At 71.0% G+C, this 14,954-nt stretch carries 19 protein-coding genes; 3 read left to right on the top strand and 16 right to left on the bottom strand.

Features of this window, described 5'->3' with window-relative positions; translation table 11 throughout:
* Nucleotides 1-20 precede the first annotated feature (20 nt).
* Genes folE through ACWFR1_RS14400 form a run of 3 tightly spaced genes read right to left on the bottom strand, consistent with a single transcriptional unit; the run spans nt 21 to nt 1,836 of the window.
* Nucleotides 21-644: a GTP cyclohydrolase I gene (gene folE, locus ACWFR1_RS14390; protein ID WP_453550513.1), complete on the bottom strand. Its 624-nt coding sequence runs from the start codon at nt 642-644 to the stop codon at nt 21-23.
* 53 nt (nt 645-697) lie between these two features.
* Nucleotides 698-1,429 (bottom strand): 7-carboxy-7-deazaguanine synthase QueE, encoded by a 732-nt coding sequence (locus ACWFR1_RS14395; RefSeq protein ID WP_453550516.1) that lies wholly within the window; start codon nt 1,427-1,429, stop codon nt 698-700.
* Nucleotides 1,426-1,836, bottom strand: a complete 411-nt coding sequence (locus ACWFR1_RS14400) for a 6-pyruvoyl trahydropterin synthase family protein (protein ID WP_453550518.1) — start codon at nt 1,834-1,836, stop codon at nt 1,426-1,428. The genes ACWFR1_RS14395 and ACWFR1_RS14400 overlap by 4 nt, the downstream gene beginning before the upstream one ends.
* A gap of 342 nt (nt 1,837-2,178) precedes the next feature.
* Here ACWFR1_RS14400 and ACWFR1_RS14405 point away from each other — a divergent pair, with 342 nt between their 5' ends.
* Nucleotides 2,179-3,588 carry a Twin-arginine translocation pathway signal gene (locus ACWFR1_RS14405; protein ID WP_453550520.1) on the top strand — a complete coding sequence of 470 codons (1,410 nt, stop codon included), beginning with the start codon at nt 2,179-2,181 and terminating at the stop codon, nt 3,586-3,588.
* A gap of 136 nt (nt 3,589-3,724) precedes the next feature.
* Here the strand turns inward: ACWFR1_RS14405 and ACWFR1_RS14410 are convergent, their stop codons facing one another.
* The 13 genes from ACWFR1_RS14410 to ACWFR1_RS14470 form a co-directional block, all read right to left on the bottom strand.
* A complete protein-coding gene (locus ACWFR1_RS14410; RefSeq protein WP_453550522.1) occupies nt 3,725-5,032 on the bottom strand; it encodes a M14 family zinc carboxypeptidase in 1,308 nt (435 codons plus the stop codon).
* On the bottom strand, nt 5,029-5,379 hold the full coding sequence (locus ACWFR1_RS14415; protein ID WP_453550524.1) for a hypothetical protein: 351 nt from the start codon (nt 5,377-5,379) through the stop codon (nt 5,029-5,031). Before ACWFR1_RS14415 ends, ACWFR1_RS14410 begins: the two co-directional genes overlap by 4 nt.
* Nucleotides 5,376-7,337 carry a glycoside hydrolase family 15 protein gene (locus ACWFR1_RS14420; RefSeq protein ID WP_453550631.1) on the bottom strand — a complete coding sequence of 654 codons (1,962 nt, stop codon included), beginning with the start codon at nt 7,335-7,337 and terminating at the stop codon, nt 5,376-5,378. The genes ACWFR1_RS14415 and ACWFR1_RS14420 overlap by 4 nt, the downstream gene beginning before the upstream one ends.
* Before the next feature lie 389 nt (nt 7,338-7,726).
* Nucleotides 7,727-7,921 (bottom strand): DUF5999 family protein, encoded by a 195-nt coding sequence (locus ACWFR1_RS14425; protein WP_453550526.1) that lies wholly within the window; start codon nt 7,919-7,921, stop codon nt 7,727-7,729.
* Nucleotides 7,922-8,076: 155 nt separating this feature from the next.
* A complete protein-coding gene (locus tag ACWFR1_RS14430) occupies nt 8,077-8,766 on the bottom strand; it encodes a hypothetical protein (RefSeq protein WP_453550528.1) in 690 nt (229 codons plus the stop codon).
* A complete protein-coding gene (locus ACWFR1_RS14435; RefSeq protein ID WP_453550530.1) occupies nt 8,763-9,389 on the bottom strand; it encodes a GntR family transcriptional regulator in 627 nt (208 codons plus the stop codon). The genes ACWFR1_RS14430 and ACWFR1_RS14435 overlap by 4 nt, the downstream gene beginning before the upstream one ends.
* 98 nt (nt 9,390-9,487) lie before the next feature.
* Nucleotides 9,488-9,652, bottom strand: a complete 165-nt coding sequence (locus ACWFR1_RS14440; protein WP_453550532.1) for a hypothetical protein — start codon at nt 9,650-9,652, stop codon at nt 9,488-9,490.
* 277 nt (nt 9,653-9,929) lie between these two features.
* Complete coding sequence (locus tag ACWFR1_RS14445; RefSeq protein WP_453550534.1) at nt 9,930-10,187, bottom strand: DUF6082 family protein; 258 nt, start codon at nt 10,185-10,187, stop codon at nt 9,930-9,932.
* A 230-nt stretch (nt 10,188-10,417) separates the two neighbouring features.
* Nucleotides 10,418-10,828: a hypothetical protein gene (locus ACWFR1_RS14450; protein WP_453550537.1), complete on the bottom strand. Its 411-nt coding sequence runs from the start codon at nt 10,826-10,828 to the stop codon at nt 10,418-10,420.
* Nucleotides 10,825-11,400, bottom strand: coding sequence for a DUF6624 domain-containing protein (locus tag ACWFR1_RS14455; RefSeq protein WP_453550540.1), 576 nt, complete (start codon nt 11,398-11,400; stop codon nt 10,825-10,827). Before ACWFR1_RS14455 ends, ACWFR1_RS14450 begins: the two co-directional genes overlap by 4 nt.
* A gap of 32 nt (nt 11,401-11,432) precedes the next feature.
* Complete coding sequence (locus ACWFR1_RS14460; protein WP_453550542.1) at nt 11,433-12,653, bottom strand: GntR family transcriptional regulator; 1,221 nt, start codon at nt 12,651-12,653, stop codon at nt 11,433-11,435.
* Complete coding sequence (locus tag ACWFR1_RS14465) at nt 12,650-13,114, bottom strand: hypothetical protein (RefSeq protein ID WP_453550545.1); 465 nt, start codon at nt 13,112-13,114, stop codon at nt 12,650-12,652. Before ACWFR1_RS14465 ends, ACWFR1_RS14460 begins: the two co-directional genes overlap by 4 nt.
* The gene (locus ACWFR1_RS14470; RefSeq protein WP_453550634.1) at nt 13,108-13,512 is read right to left on the bottom strand and encodes an ATP-binding protein; all 405 of its coding nucleotides are present in this window, start codon (nt 13,510-13,512) and stop codon (nt 13,108-13,110) included. The genes ACWFR1_RS14465 and ACWFR1_RS14470 overlap by 7 nt, the downstream gene beginning before the upstream one ends.
* A 329-nt stretch (nt 13,513-13,841) precedes the next feature.
* Between ACWFR1_RS14470 and ACWFR1_RS14475 the strand changes: the two genes are divergently transcribed.
* Nucleotides 13,842-14,753, top strand: coding sequence for a helix-turn-helix domain-containing protein (locus ACWFR1_RS14475; RefSeq protein WP_453550548.1), 912 nt, complete (start codon nt 13,842-13,844; stop codon nt 14,751-14,753).
* 7 nt (nt 14,754-14,760) lie between these two features.
* Nucleotides 14,761-14,952 (top strand): DUF397 domain-containing protein, encoded by a 192-nt coding sequence (locus ACWFR1_RS14480; RefSeq protein WP_453550551.1) that lies wholly within the window; start codon nt 14,761-14,763, stop codon nt 14,950-14,952.
* Nucleotides 14,953-14,954: the final 2 nt, after the last annotated feature.

The following is a 14,954-nucleotide window of genomic DNA, read 5'->3' on the forward strand; positions in this document are numbered from 1 at the left end:
TCGAGGTCTGCTCGCAGGGGTCAGGCCGCGTGCAGCTGGTTGGTCGCGAGGAGGAGGAACTGCTGGCTGAGGACCGGGTCCGTGGCGAAGCGCCCGCCGGAGTGCAGAGTCGTGGTGCGGGCGTCCTCCATCCGCACCCCGCGCATGCTCATGCACAGGTGCAGCCCCCGCACGGCGACCGCGATGTCCTTCCTGCCGATCACCCCGGCGAGGTGCTCGGCGACGTCGCGCGTGTAGCGCTCCTGGACCTGCAGCCTGCCGGCGAAGTGCTGGGCGACGCGGCCGAACTTGGACAGCCCCACCACCTCGTCCTCCGCCAGGTAGCCGACTGCGACCTGCAGGTTCATCGGGATCATGTGGTGCTCGCAGAGGGACCAGACGCTCATGCCGCCCACCACGACCAGCTGGCCGCCCAACTGCGACTCGGTGAAGCGGGTGGCCGCCGGCGCGCTGCCCGGGGAGAGGAAATCGTTCCACCAGGCCGCGACCCGCTTCGGCGTCTCGGCCAGGCCGTCCCGCTGCGGGTCCTGGCCCAGCTCGACCAGCAGCTGGCTGATGAGGTCGGCGACCCGGTCGGTGTCGATGCCGGGCCCGGGCTGGCGCGATACGGCCGGCGGCGGCGGGGCGACGGTGGTACTCGTCATGTGGATCTCGCTTTCGCAGGAGAAGAGGAGGGCCGGGCAACCTGGTTGCCCGGTCAGCGGCCCTTGGGGTCGGCGAAGGCCAGGACGTGGAGCCTGGTGGTGAGGTGCCAGTGCCTGGAGGCGACCGGGTCCGCGAGGACCCGGGTCGTTGACGTGATCGCCTCGACGGTGACGCCCTCCGGCATGACCCACACCGGCGCGAGACCGTGCTGGTCCACCAGCTCGGCGATTCGGTCGATGTCGGCGACGGAGGAGGCGACGAACTTGAACGCGGCCCGCCCGGAGGCGGCGAACACCCGGAGCACGGACGGCACGATGCTCTTGGCCTCGTCCATCCCGAAGCTCACCAGCTTCGGCGATACGTTGAACCGGACACCGTCGACCAGCAGCGCGGGGTCGGGCATGAACGTGCCGTTGGTCTCGAACTCGACCCGTCGGCCCTCATCCAGCAATCGCCGCACCAGGGGAACCAGGTTCCGCTGCTGGATCAGCGGCTCTCCGCCCGTGATGACCACGAGCTCGACCGGCGACTGAAGTACCCACGCCAGGAGGTCTGACACGGACTCGCGCGTCGAGACCTCCTGAGGCTTGAACTGGCTCCAGTCCCACGTCTCCTTCGTGTCGCAGGACTCGCACGTCAGGTTGCAGCGGGACAGCCGGATGAAGATCGCCGGATGGCCGCAGCTCGGACCCTCGCCCTGGAACGTGGGCACCTCGACCCCGAATCGCTCGGCGACGATCAGCTGCCCCAGAGGGCCGCCCACGGTTGCCGCAGCGCCGGTCACGGGGCGGCCACGTCGAACCGGGCCCAGCTCCGCTGGGTCTCGCGGACGCGGACGGCGGCCAGCTGCCCGGCGATCTCCGGCGGCATGTTCGTGATGATCCAACCCGCCAGGTGCTGCGCCAACAGCTCGGAGGTCGGCTCGAAGTCGAGGACTTCGTGCAGGTTGTGGTGGTCGAGCTCGTTGTCGAGGTACCGCTTGAAGGGGGCGAGGTCACCGAAGTCCGTCACGAATCCCGGCCCCTGGAGGAAGGCCGCGGAGAGCACGACCTCGACCTGGTAGGTGTGGCCGTGCTGCCGGGAGCACTTGTGCTCGGGCGGCAGGCTGGCGAGGCGATGACCGGCCTCGAAGTCGAACGTCTTGCCGATCGTGAACCTGCCCGAAGGCAGGGGAACAGGGGCAGTCTCCACGGGATTCCCTTTCTCGTGACGGAGGGAGCGAGGGCGTCTGCGGCCCTCTCCGGCGCCTCGCTCGAAAGTCGCCGGTTTCGGTACGGATTCCTGGGGCGTCGGCGGCCCCCGCGCGGCCGGCGGACGCGTCCCGACGAGTGCGGCCCACACGATCCGCCTGCGGCCATCGGCTGGTCCGGCGAACTGGTGTCGCTCAGGGCAGTTGGAGCGCTGCCTCCTACGATGCGCCTCGTGCTGAGGGACAGTCATTGACCGTGTGCTGTAGGAACATTGACTGCTGCGGTCAATGCCCGTCCGCATCCAGAGGGGTGAGGGCGTGGCAGGGCGACGAGGGGGCGGACGGTGGGGAAGGTATCGCGAGCGCGGCGTGCGGAGATCCAGCGGGAAGCGACCCGACTGCGGGCCCAGTGCCAGCGAGACGGCGACAGCCAGGACCGCACCGTCACCGTGCTCCGGGGCGCACTCCCCGAACTCACGGCGCTGGAGGCGTGGCGCCTTGCCCTGGGATGGTCCCGAGCACAAGCGATCCGCGAGGTCGCTCAGGTCTACCTGGCGGACGACCTGCTGCCGCCGGCTCTGTCGCAGTCTCTGCTGTGCCGGTACGAGCACGGACAGGCACAGCCGGGCGACGAATACCGGATCATGATCTCCCGGGCGTACGGGGCACGCCCGGACCAGCTCGGGCTCGCCACGAACCATCTTTGGTGCAGTACGTGCGCGGCCCCGTTGCCGCTCGACTACGGTCGGCGGCAGCGCGAGGAACAGGGCATCGACCGAAAGGCATCCATGACGACCGAGAGCGGGCTGCCCGCCATCCGTGAATCCGTGCAGTGGGCCGTCCTGGACGCGCCCCAGGGCTCGCCGTCGCTCGTCGCCCTGGCCGAGGCCGCAGTGGAGCACTACGCCCTCAACTACAGCAAACACCCGCCATCCGTCCTGCATGACGAGGTCCGGGCTACCCGCAACCTGCTGTCCACCGTGGTCGCCGCAGCCGACCGGGACACCGCCTGCGGCCTGCGCCAGCAAGTCGGATGGCTCTCCGCGCTCCTGGGGAACCTCGCTTACCACCTTGACGACCGCGCCGGCGCACGAGCCCACCTGACCCTGGCGGGAGCCATCGGCCAGTCCACAGGCGAGACATCTCTCACCGCCTGGTCCAGCGGAGCCTTGGCCATGGTCGCCACCTCTCGACGCGACTGGGACCACGCCCGCGGACACGCCGAGCACGGCCTCCAGCACGCCCCCGCCGGCCTGCGGCGCGCCCAACTCCTCGGCTGGGCCCTGCTGCCGACGCTGGCCGCACTCGGTGACGTCTCCCGCGCAGACGATGTCGTCAGAGAGAGCGACGAGATCATGCGGACGGCCGTCGAAATCCCGGGCCGTTTCGGATACGACCGTGCCGAGCATCGCCTCCATGTCGCCGAGGCCCACCTCACCCTGGAGCGCTACGACCGGGCCGCCGACGTAGCCCGCACATCCATCGCGGCAGCCCCCGAACACACTCCGGGATGGGTGGCGGCCACCCTCGTGCTCGCCCTCGCCGAAGCACGCGACGCTCCCGAGGCGGCAACCGGCCGCGCGCTGAACGTCCTGGACCTCATTCCGCCCGCGAGACTCCGAGCCACCGCCCGCAGCCGTCTTGCACGCCTCACCCGAATCCTCGACCCGGCAACGACCGGCGCGGGCGCCGAACTGGCCGAGCGCCTGCGCGCCCTGCCCGCTCCGGTCCGGACGGACGGCACTGCCGCGTAGACGGCCAACGTACGCAGCCCCCTGCCGCCGGAAGGAACGGACCCGGGGCAGCATCGACCTGGTCGGCCGGATCAGCGGGACGATGATCTGCGCGTGGATGCCCTCGGCGCGATGGTGGTCGGTCAGGAGAGACCCGTCAGCGGTCATCGCGCACCTCCGGGCCGGACGTTGCGGCAGACGCTGCCAGGTGCAGGCCAGCCATGGCCAGGACCATGTCCGCCTGGTAGCCGGCCGTACGCGACAGCGGCATGGGCCGGGGTCGGAGGGCGCTTTCCGCCCGGTGATACCAGGCGATGAGGACGGCCTCGGTCTTCGCTCGCAGGGCCTGGAGCTGTTCGTGGTCCGGGGCGGCGGCGAGGAGCTGGTCGGCGTGCCGTAGGAGCATGCCCGCGGCGCGCGCCGGGACGAGGAGGACGAGGTCCTGGTCGCGGCCGGCCTGCGGGGTCTCCTGGATCTGCCGGATCATCAAGGGGGTGATTGAGCGGACCTCCTTCGCGGAGGCCAGGAATACGGTCTCTTCTCCCGAGGCCGCTGCAAGCTCGGTGAAGAGGTTGCCGAGGACGCAGCGGGCGTCTTCGAGGATGTCGACGGCTTCCTGGGGGGAGAGCTGGATGGGGTCGGAGTCCCACATCGGTACCTCGAGGAAGAGGCCGAGGCCCCCGTGCCGGGCGGTGTAGTGGGCGCTGCTGGATCCGGCTGGCTCCCACGCGCGGCCGTCGCCCCCGCCGTGAGAGCGGTCCGGCTCGGTGGCAGCGGGATGCGCCAGGAGGTAGGCGCCTGTTCCGAAGGAGGGCATTTCGACGCAGTCCGACGGGGTCTGCTCGATGCGCAGGCCGTACCGGGCCGCCAGGTCTCCCATGATCTTGGGGAGGGCGGGCTCGGCGCGGGAGGCCATTGCCCACACGCCGCCGGAGTCGCTTCCGTGAAGCGAGACGGTCAGCGCCGGCCGCACGTCGTCGATCACCCTCATGAGGGCACGAGTCTCCGGCAGGGTGGCTTTGAACGAGGGGGTGGGGAAAGTCCACTCGGGCTGGTGGCGGGCCTGGGGCCGGTAGAGGCCGCGGTGGTAGTCCTCCAGCGTCGGCGGCCAGGTCTTCGCCCACCAGTGCTCGTTGGCGGCGACGCCGTCGGGGTCGGCGCATCCCACGAGGTGCCAGGAGACTTCTTCCCGCGCCTGGGAGTGCTCGGTGAGGTACCGGGCCAGCGTGGTGACCACGGTCAGGCCGATCGGTTCGTTCGGGTGCGGGGCGCCGAGGACAAGGACGTGTTTCGGGCCGCCCTGGACGGTCAGCATCAGCAGGGGGCGGTCGGCCCGGGAGCGGCCGATCTCGCGGAGGGTGCAGATGGCCGGCTGCCCGGCGGCGATCTTCCCCAGTTCCTGGTCCAGCTCGACCAGGGTGGGCGGTCGGTCGCCGATGTACGAGGTGATCGGGTGGCGGGTCACGACCAGAGCTCCCCGGTGTGGCCGTCGCTGTGAGGCAGCGGCGGGGTGGTCGGGTGTGCCGGGCCGTTCGTGCGGAGTGCGTAGCGGTAGGTGCGGGCGGTGACCGTCGTGGCGTTGGCCGCGTTGTGCTGCGGCTGCTCTTCGACAGGCGCCTGGTCCGGTACCGCTGCGGCCCCCAGCACTGGGGCGTGATGGACCTCTTGGGCGATCGCGCTGGCCGCGAGAGCGAGGCCGGCCAGGTTCGCCCCGATCAGGGTGAGTCCGGCCGGAACACCGTGCGGTGTGCGGACGATCCGGCTGTGCTGCGCTGTACGGGCGGATAAGAGAGCTTTCCGTAGCGATGTCACGTCTGATGCTCCTTTCCAGGGGCGAAGGCGGCCTGGGCGGGCAAGGCGTCCAGGAGGGTCGTGTGCTCGCCGCCGGCGGCCATGGAGCTGATCGCCAGGGCCGCGTTGACAAGGGCGATGTGACTGAACGCCTGCGGGAAGTTGCCCAGTTGGCGGCGGGCGTGCGGGTCGTACTCCTCGGCGAGGAGGCCGACGTCGTTGCGCAGCGACAGCAGGTGGCCGAGGATCGCGGCGGCGTCGTCGGCGCGGTCGATCCGGACGAGGCCCTGAGCCAGCCAGCCGGTGCAGATCAGGAAGTGCGCCTCGTCTCCGGGCAGACCGTCGATGCCCGGGTGCTCGCCCTCGGTCCGGTAGCGGAGCAGCAGTCCGTTGTCCGTGCCCAGTTCGCGCTGGACCGCTTCGATCGTGCCGATGAGCCGCTTGTCGTCGGCCGGCAAGAAGCCGTAGGCGAGCATCGCGTGCAGGAGTGAGGCGTCGAGCGCGGTCCCTTCGTCGTGCTGCAGGAAGGTGTTGCGCTCGGGGTCGTAACCCTTCTCAAGGACTCGGGTGCGGACCGTCTCGGCCAGGTCCCGCCACCGGTCCGCCGGGCCGGTCGTCCAGCCGCGATCGATGACCCTGGCCGCCCTGTCGAAGGCCAGCCAGGCCATGACCTTGGAGTGCGTGAAGTGGCGGCGCGGTCCGCGGACCTCCCAGATGCCCATGTCGGGCGCGAACCAGAGCGGTTCCAGCTCCGTGGCGAGCTCGACGATGGTGGCGGCGATGTCCGGCGCGGCGTCGGGGCATGCGAGCGCGAGTTCGTACAGAGTGTTGGCGACCTCCCCGTACACGTCGAGCTGGAGCTGGTCGGCCGCGCCGTTGCCGATCCTGACCGGTGTCGAGCCCTCGTATCCCGGCAGGTGGGGGAGATCCTTCTCGGGCAGTTCGTGCTCGCCGCCGACCCCGTACATGATCTGCCTGCGCCCGGGGGTGCCGGCGCAGGAGCGGACCATCCAGGCGTACCAGTCGAGGGCCTCGTCGAGGTATCCGTAGAGGATGAAGACGAGGGCGGCGAAGGCGTTGTCACGGAGCCACGAAAAGCGGTAGTCCCAGTTCCGGACCCCGCCGATCTCCTCGGGCAGGGACGTGGTCGGCGCGGCGACCATCGCCCCGGTGGGGGCGTAGATGAGCGCGGCCAGGGTCAGCAGGGAGCGGACGACCGCTTCGCGGTGCGGGCCGGTGTAGGTGCAGCGGGCCGCCCACGCCGTCCAGTGGTCGAGGGTGCGCTTGAGCAGGGCGTCGGGGGCCGGCCGAGGCGGCGGACTGTCGGTGCCCTGCTGCCATGCCAGGGTGAGCGCGACCGTCTCCCCCTCCGTGACGGTGAAGCGGGTGTGGATGTCGCCGGCGTCAGTCTGGACGGGGGTAGTGCTGGTGAACCACAGCCGCCCGCTGTCGGCTTCGCCGAGACCGATGGCCACGCGCCGCTCGTCGAGGAGCCCGAGGCGGGGGAGGTCGCGTCCGTATCCCGGCCGGGGCCGCAGCAGCATCTGCATCGGCACGTCGCCCTGGACTCCGGTGACGATACGGACGAGTTGCGGCGCCTCGGCGCCGGGGACCATGAAGTCAGTGACCTTCACCGTCCCGGTCTCGCAGGCCCATTCGGTCTCCAGGACCAGCGAGTCGCCGGCGTACCTGCGGACCGGCACGGGTTCGGCTGCGCCGGGAAGAGCGGTGGGGGCGAGCTGCCAGAAGCCGTGCTCGGAAGTGCCCAGCAAGCGGGCGAAGCACGCGTCGGAGTCGAACCGGGGCAGGCACAGCCAGTCGATGCTGCCGTCCCGCCGGACCAGGGCCGAGCCCCGCTGATCACCGAGCAGGGCATAGTCGTCGATCAGCCCCGAACCGTTCTGGGTCGGCGCCGGCGGAGCGACGCGGAGGCGGGGGCCACCGGGCTCGTCCCGGCGGACGAGGAGACCGGCGGCCAGCAGGGGCCGGCACACCCGCGCCATCCGGCGGGTCCCCAGTCCGTGCCGGCGAGCCAGCAGCCCGGTCGGCAGCGGCACCCCGATGCGGTAGTCCCCGGAGAGGATCCGGTCACGGATCTCCCGCACGAGGAACGTGTCCTTGGGGTGCGGCTCGTCCGGGCGCGGGCGCCGCGCCTGGCCCTGGCGCGGGAGGATGATGTCGCCGTCCGCGTCGAGCTCCCCCAGCGCCTTGCGGGTGAGCTTCACCGTCCGGCCTATCTCGCGAGCCAGCCTCTCCACCGGAGGAAGCGCGGTGTCGTAGGGCGCCCGGCCGACCAGGTCCCGCAGCGCGGCACACGCTGCGGCGAGATCCTTCTGCCAGGCACGAGCTCCGGAGTTGGAGAGCGCGGTCACGCGGCCACCGCCGTCGTGGGGCGGTGCGGGGCGACGATCTGACCGTCGGGCAGCAGCTCCCCGGTGTCCTCGAAGAGCAGGACCCCGTTGCACAGCAGACTCCACCCCTGCTCGGGATGGGAGGCCATGGAACGGGCCGCCTCACGGTCGGCGGAGTCGGCGGTGGGGCAGACGGGCAGGTGCTGGCACATGTGAAGTCCTGGTTCGACAGGAGGGACAGAAAGGGTGAGAGAGCCGGTCTCGGCAGGCGGGCCGACGGCGGAAAAGGGAGGTTGTTTCGTCCGGGCGGGAACGCGCTGTCTCCGGTCCGGCGGGAGCACCGTGGGCGGCGAGGAACGTAGCGCGTTCACGCGGCACCCGCCCCGGCCCCGCCCGCGGTGACGGACTGCCGGCCGTACGCGCCCGTGCAGTGCTCGGAGTCCGGGGCCGTGCTGGTGACGACCGCCCAGCCGGCGGCGGTGACTTCCACCAGGCCGCGCGCCGCCAGGTCCGCGAGCGCCAGGTCGACGTGCTCATTGGGAACCCGAAGCCGCGTCGCCATGGAGAGCCGGCCGACCCGGACGCCCGATGGCAGGTCGCCGCTGTGGATCCGTCGCTCGATCTCGGCGGCCACCGAACCGACCGAGGGACAGGGCGGCAACGTCTGCCGGAGTACCAGCAGCATGTCCCGGGCGTTGCCGACCAGGACGCACAGGTCCGTGTAGTTCTTGGTGCCGGACCGCTCGGGCGGCGTCAGCACAGAGATCCAGGCGTCCCAGCGTGCTCGGTCCGCGGGGGAGTCGGTGCGGTCGCGCCGGGACCGCGCCAGTCCCAGCCACGGCCCGGTCGCCGCCCAGACGCGATGGTGCGCCCCCGCGATGGCCTCCGTGGTCCAGACGCGGCCGGCGGTCACCCGACGCAGGGAGGAGAGGTCTTTCTTCAGCATGGTCGCCGTCTGCACGACGGCGGGGTCCGCCGGCCGGCGGAGCGGGAGAAGGGACACGGTCACTCCGGGGTCGAGAGCAGGGGCGGCGAGCTCGGGGGAGGTGTTGGTCACGGCTCTGCCCCCGCTCGTCCGGCGGAGCCGATGAGAATGTGCAGCGCGCGCTCCACGGCGTCGGGGTACTCCGCCCACGTCCACCCGCCCCGGCGCCTCGCCACCTGCAGATCGGCTAGGAGAAGAGCCTCCCGGGCCTCCCGCGAAGGATCGAGGACGTACGTCCCGGGTGTCTCGGACAGCTGGTGGGGGCGCAGCAGTCCCTCCAGCGTCAGCTGGAGGAAGACCAGTTGGATCGTCGTCCGTGACGTGTCGAACTCGACGGCGAGAGACTGCTGGGTCGGCATTCGCTGGCCGTGCTGGTAGACGTGGTCGGTGAGCCGCTTCCGGATCCCCTGTACGACCAGGTCAGTCGCAGTGCTGGTGCCCTGCGGCGGCTTGCCTGCGGGACCAAGGGCCCGTACACCGGGAAAACCGTCGAGGGCGACCATCCCCTCGTCACGCAGGACACGGGTCACGGCCGTGGTCATGAGGTGGGACTCGCCGAAGCGGACCCGCAGGCCGGTCTGGGTGCGCACAGTTCCGGGCGGCCAGAGGCCCGAGCGCAGCTCCTCACGGAGGGTGAGGAGCATCGGCTGGTTGGGACCCGCTCCCATTCCGCGGGTGGCGGGGAGCTGTTGCATGCCGGATCCCGCCCGGTTGTCGGGACCGGGCACACGGGGGGCCGGTGCGGAGAGCGCCAGGACGGTGCTCCTCCGCGGCCTCGAAGAGGTCCGCATGGTCAGGGCGCTCCCTTCTGATCGTCTCGGGCGTACGGGTCGGTTGGGGGTGGCGGCGCAGTTCCCGCGTCGCCGGAGCGCCGGTCCGGCAGGCGGGGCGCGATCTCCAGGAGGAAGAGGACCGCGCCGCAGAACCCGCTGACGATCACGACTCCCCACCACGTCATCGCTCTCCTCCGTATCTGCTGACTGCTGCCGCAAGAAACCGGCAGACAGGACACCGCCACGCACCGATCGACGGCCATATCGCCATAAATGGGGTGCTCTTGGAGTGACGGGTGCCGTGCCGGCCTCGGACCTGCCGTGCCGTTGAGGGGAGGGCCGGCCGCGAGCTCCCCCACGGAGATGCGGCCGGGGCGCGGTCAGGTGCGCCGCCTCCCTCGGGTGAGGAAGGCCCCGGTTCAGGTCCGCGCCATCAGGACGGCGCGGGATGTTCCCTCCGCGTCAGGCTGAGGCGGGGTCGTTCTCACGCTCGGCCGCCCGTACGGCTTCGTCCGCGGCCTTCTCCAGGGCGTCGTGGAGGCGCTCGGCCTGAGGGTCTCCCAGCGCCTCCTGGGTGCGGAGGTTCCCGAACCGGTCCCAGTACCGTCGGGCCGTCTCGTTGCGCATGATCATCGAGGCGTAGAGGCGGAGCTGGTGTCGGCTCACGAGGCCGAGCCGGTCGCGCAGGCTGAGGCTGCAGATCAGGTGGTTGGCGGACATCAGCCCCATGTACTCCTCGGCCTCCATGCCGGGGGGGCGCCCACTTCGCCGCCACGCCGGGGTCCGTGAAGACCTTCTCCAGCCAGTTCAGCTGGTTGCGGGCGAGGTCGATGTCGACCCGCTCCCGCTGGTGCTTTGCCTCCTGGCGCAGGCGGGCCACGCCGACGCCGGCCACAGCCGCGCCCGCGAGCAGTACCGCGGTACCCATCCTCATCGGATAGTCCTTTCGATCAGAGGTTGCTGGTGGTGTTGCCGCCCGGGTCGGGCGGGGTGGATGGGCCGGCGTCCAGGGCGGACAGCAGCCCTGCGGCGAGGCGCGCGAGGTTCTGTGCCCGGCGGACGACGGCGTCGGCTGGGAGGACGAACGGCGGACCCGGCGACGTCAGCGGCTGGTTGAGCCGCCGATGCGCCTCGCCGAGGACGGGCGGCGGCCCGCCGGGCGAGCCCAGCAGCACACGTGCCTGTACCGCGTCGCGCAGGTACACCCCGTAAGCGTTGAGCTGGTGCACCGCAGCGACGGCCTCCACCAGCGACGGCTGGCCCTCCCCGTCCGGTGCCCACGCCAGGACCTCTTCCACGAGCGTCCGCGACTTCTGCCTGAAGAGGCCGTCGGCCGTTTTCGGAGCGGTAGAGGCGGTCATGCCGCGTCCACCAGGACGGTGCATGTCGCCGAGTCGAAGCACGGGTCCGTGGCCAGGCGGTCGCGCAGCGTCCGCAGCGCGCGGTCGGCGGGCGGCAGCCCCACCGCGGCCCGGCGCGCGTCGAGGTCGCCGACCGGTCCGGACACCGCCTGCCGGCAGGGCCCGTCGGGACCGAGACAGTACTGGGTGCCGTAGAGCTGCGGCAGGCCCGAGTTCACGAGACACCGGTCGTAGAGATGAGCCCACTGACTGAGAGAGGCGGTCCCCCGGCCCACGGCCTTGCGCATCAGCCGCGAGGCGAGCTGTTGCACGTCAGCCCGGGTGTCAGCGCGAAGGGCGAGGCGCCACGCGGCACTCGCGCCCTCTTCTCCGACGAGCGGCACGTCCGGCCACCCGTAGTCCGCGACGGCCCGCGCTAGGACCGCGGCGTTGGCGTGATCGATGTGGCGGGCCGCTCCGATCTGCTGGTCGACCGGCTCCGTCCGGACCAGGCGCGCCCACTGTTCGTCAGCCCTTCCCGCCCGGGCGATCAGCTCACGCGCGAGGTGGGGGTGCATCGGGGCGGTAGTCATTACGCTCCGGGTCTGTGACAGGTGGTCGGCGCTCACGCGGCATCCCCGGCGAGGTCGAGGACATCCAGCACGGCGGTGGCCACGCACGCGAGACGCCAGACCTCGATCTCCCGCTCCGCCGGCCAGTCGTGCAGCGCGGCGGTGACGGTGTACCCGAGGACGGCGTGTGCGTCCGGGTCGTCCGGGTGCCGGCGGGCGGCGAGCGGAAGGAGGTCCGCGGCGGAGGCGACCAGACTCTGGCGCACCTCTCGGAGTGATTCCGCGTCGGGGACCGAGCGGCGGTGCCACCAGACCTTGGCCCGGCGGCAGCTCTTCCGGAGGCCATCACGGTCGAGATTCGTACCGGAAGGTGCCGCACTGCGCAGCCGTCCGACCAAGTCCTGCAGCGTGGGCGGCCCGCTCACCGGGGCCGGCGGTACCGGGCGGACCACCGCTCGCCTGCTGTGCTGGACGGAGAGGTACCCCTCCTCGTGCAGCCGGTGCAGGGCCCGGCTGACGATCGACCTCTCGGCAGCGAGGAGCCGGGCCAGATCCTGCTGGACGGGCAGGTACGACATCAGGGGATAGACGCCAGTGGACACCAGTACGCGCAGCAAGTCGGTCGCGACGGTGAACTGGTCGTACGTACTCCTGGGGCCTGCCACCAGGACTCGGTTCGAGTAACGGACCACGACCAGGCCGTCGGCCACGAGGTCCTGGAGAGCGAGGTCCACACGCGTTCCGGAGGCCGAAGTGAGCCCTGCGTCCGCCAGGATGCGCATACGCGACAGCAGGGTTCCAGGCGGAAGGGCGCCGCCGGCAATCCCCCTGCGCACGCGGTCCGCGATCTCGCTCACGCTCGGCCCCGGCAAGAACGCCTCCACCAACTCCCGCAGCAGCGACCGCGCCGCCGAGCTCGCCGTCACGAAGTCGGCTCCGGAACTGGTGCGCACCTCGTCGATGAGGCTCCGCCAGCGGGCCTGGTCGCCGGGCGAGCCCTCTGCGGCCTGCAGACGCCCCTCGGCGACCGGAAGCCAGGGCGTCACCAGCCGCAGCACGCTCTCTGTGTCGCCGACGGACATCCCGTCGTGCTGCTTCCCCAGCCGCCTCAGCGCCGTCAGATCCGACCGGAGCCGGAGGAGCGTCGGGTCGCCGACGGGCTCGGCGCTCTGCGGGTCGGGGGCGGCTTCGAAGTCGGCGGTCATGATGCTCCGGCAACGGGACGAGAGGAGGGAACGGGTGGGGTCGACGAGCACGGGGAGAGGGGGCGTCATGGGGCGTCACCCCTCACGAGGTCCAGGAGATCCAGCAGCACCTGGGCGTAACGGCGCAGGTAGCCGAGCGCGTCATCGCCCTCGGGCATCCCCCGGTGGAGCGCACGTGCCTGCGAGATCAGCCGGGTCGGGACCGGACGGACCCGAACCGTCGCCCGGGTGATGGTCGGCTCGGTCGCCCGCCTGAGCTGGAAGCTGATCCAGGCCACGTCCTCATCGGAGAGCGCGCTGGCCTTTAGGGCCACCTCCTCGCGGCGTCGGGGCCGGAAGGGGAGGCGGCCAAGCAAGGCACTGGTCGCGGACGGGGCTGCTGGACGCGCCGGCGCGTGGCAGGGATCCATGGCCGCGTCGATGGCGGCGAACAGGCCCTCTTCGTCGTCCGGCGGGTCGGCTGCCATAGACCTCGCGAGGGAGGTCCGGAGGCGCTCCAGAGTGGTCTCGTCCCTGCGTGCGATCAGCACGCCTGCTCCTGGGGGTGGGTCGAAAGGCGGGCCCAGGTGGTGCGGTTCTTGTCGCTGACGCCCCACTCTTTGGCGAGCCTCGTTACCAGGAGGAGACCTCGGCCCCCTGTCTCCGAGGCTCCTGCGGGCTTGAGCCGGGCCGGCTTCGAGGTCCCGTCGGTGACCTCGACCACCAGCTCGTCGCCGCAGTGCTCGATGCGCAGTCCGACGACCTCCTCGCCGCCGTACAGGACCGCGTTCGTCACCAGCTCGGACACGACGACGAGCGCGTCATCCGCCACCGCCGCGGGGATGCCGCCCCACCGTTCCATCGCTTCCGTCGCAACCTGCCGAGACGTTTGGACACACGTCGGCGAGCTGGGCAGGGACACGGCGACGGCGTTCGGGTGCGGCGCCACGCGCGAGGGGGGCCGTTCATGGGTCCGGAGGGTGTGCTCATGTGCCATGGGGGGCTCCTCAGGCGTACGAGGCGACGGACTGCTCGGGGACCGTGCGGTGTGCGGGTAGGGCGCCGCATCGCAGCGTCAGCAGGGGGGCGAACGGCTGGTTGCTTGGTGGCGCGACTGGAGTATGTCGCCGTCCGGCACGCCGTGAAACTCTCACCGTGAGAGTGTCCGCATGAGCGGATCACGCATATGCCGCTGCCGAAACCGTGCCGTGTACCTTGCCTTGTGGCCGCCCCGTACGAGCGGGAAGGATGGCGGCACTCGCGTAAGGGGAGTACGCCATGCTGACACCGACAGGGCCAGCCGCCTTGGCTGATGTCCCCGGGTGGGAAGGCCCGACCACCCGTCTTCGCCTGCTCGGCATCCGCCTTGCGGCCCTTCGGAAGCAGTCCGGACTGTCCGGAGAGGAAGCCGGGGCCGGAGTTGGGATCTCCAAGGCCACTCTGAGCCGGTATGAGCGTGCGAAGACCAAGGTGCGGTGGCCGCTCGTGGACCAGCTGTGCAGGCTCTATGAGGCATCGGACGAGGAGCGTCTGGAGCTGGTCGACCTAGCCAAGAACAGCCAGGACACCGGCGGATGGTGGATGGACTTCGGCGGTGATCTACCGGAGCACATGCGGCTTTTGCTGGCCCTGGAGGACGAGGCGACGCACATCCGCCAGCTCGCCGGCGGAGTGATTCCCGGCCTGCTCCAGACGATGGACTACGCCAAGTCCATCAAGGCGACGCCAGGGTGGTCCTTGCCGGAGGATGACCTGGGGGACCGTCTGAGCCTGCGGATGCGGCGGCAGCAGATCCTTGACCGTGACGTGCCGCCCCGGTACGAGGTGTTCCTCGACGAGGCCGTGCTACGGCGCAATGTCGGTAGCCCTGAGGTGATGGCGGCCCAGATGTCGCAGCTCCTGAAGCGCGGCAGCCAGGACACCATCGCGATCCAGGTCCTCCCCTTCGAAGGTGGGGTCTACAGCGCGGGACTCGGCAGCCACGTGATCTACGGTGGATTCGGTGGGCCCGCCCTCGACGTCGTCTTTCTGGAGCACCAGACCGGTGGCGTCTTCCTGGAGCACACCGAAGCGCTTGAGGAGTACGCAGGCGGCCATGCCTACCTGCGCCAGGAGGCGCTTGACCCATCCGCTTCGGCGACCCTCATCGCCGAGGCGCGTGATCGATTCCTGCATCTCGCAAGTAAGTAGAGGACACGTGGAAGACCAGCTCGAATACTTCACCAGCTCGTACAGCGGCTCGCCCAACAACGAGTGCGTGGAGTGCGCGTTCGCGGGGGACGGCCTCCGAGTACGTGACTCCAAGCGGCCCGACGGCGGCACGCTCCGCGTGGGCCACGAGGCGTGGGCGGCCTTCACTGCTGCGGTGGTGGACCGAGGCGCGATCTGACC

It is taken from the genome of Streptomyces sp. NPDC055103 (genome assembly GCF_053607625.1).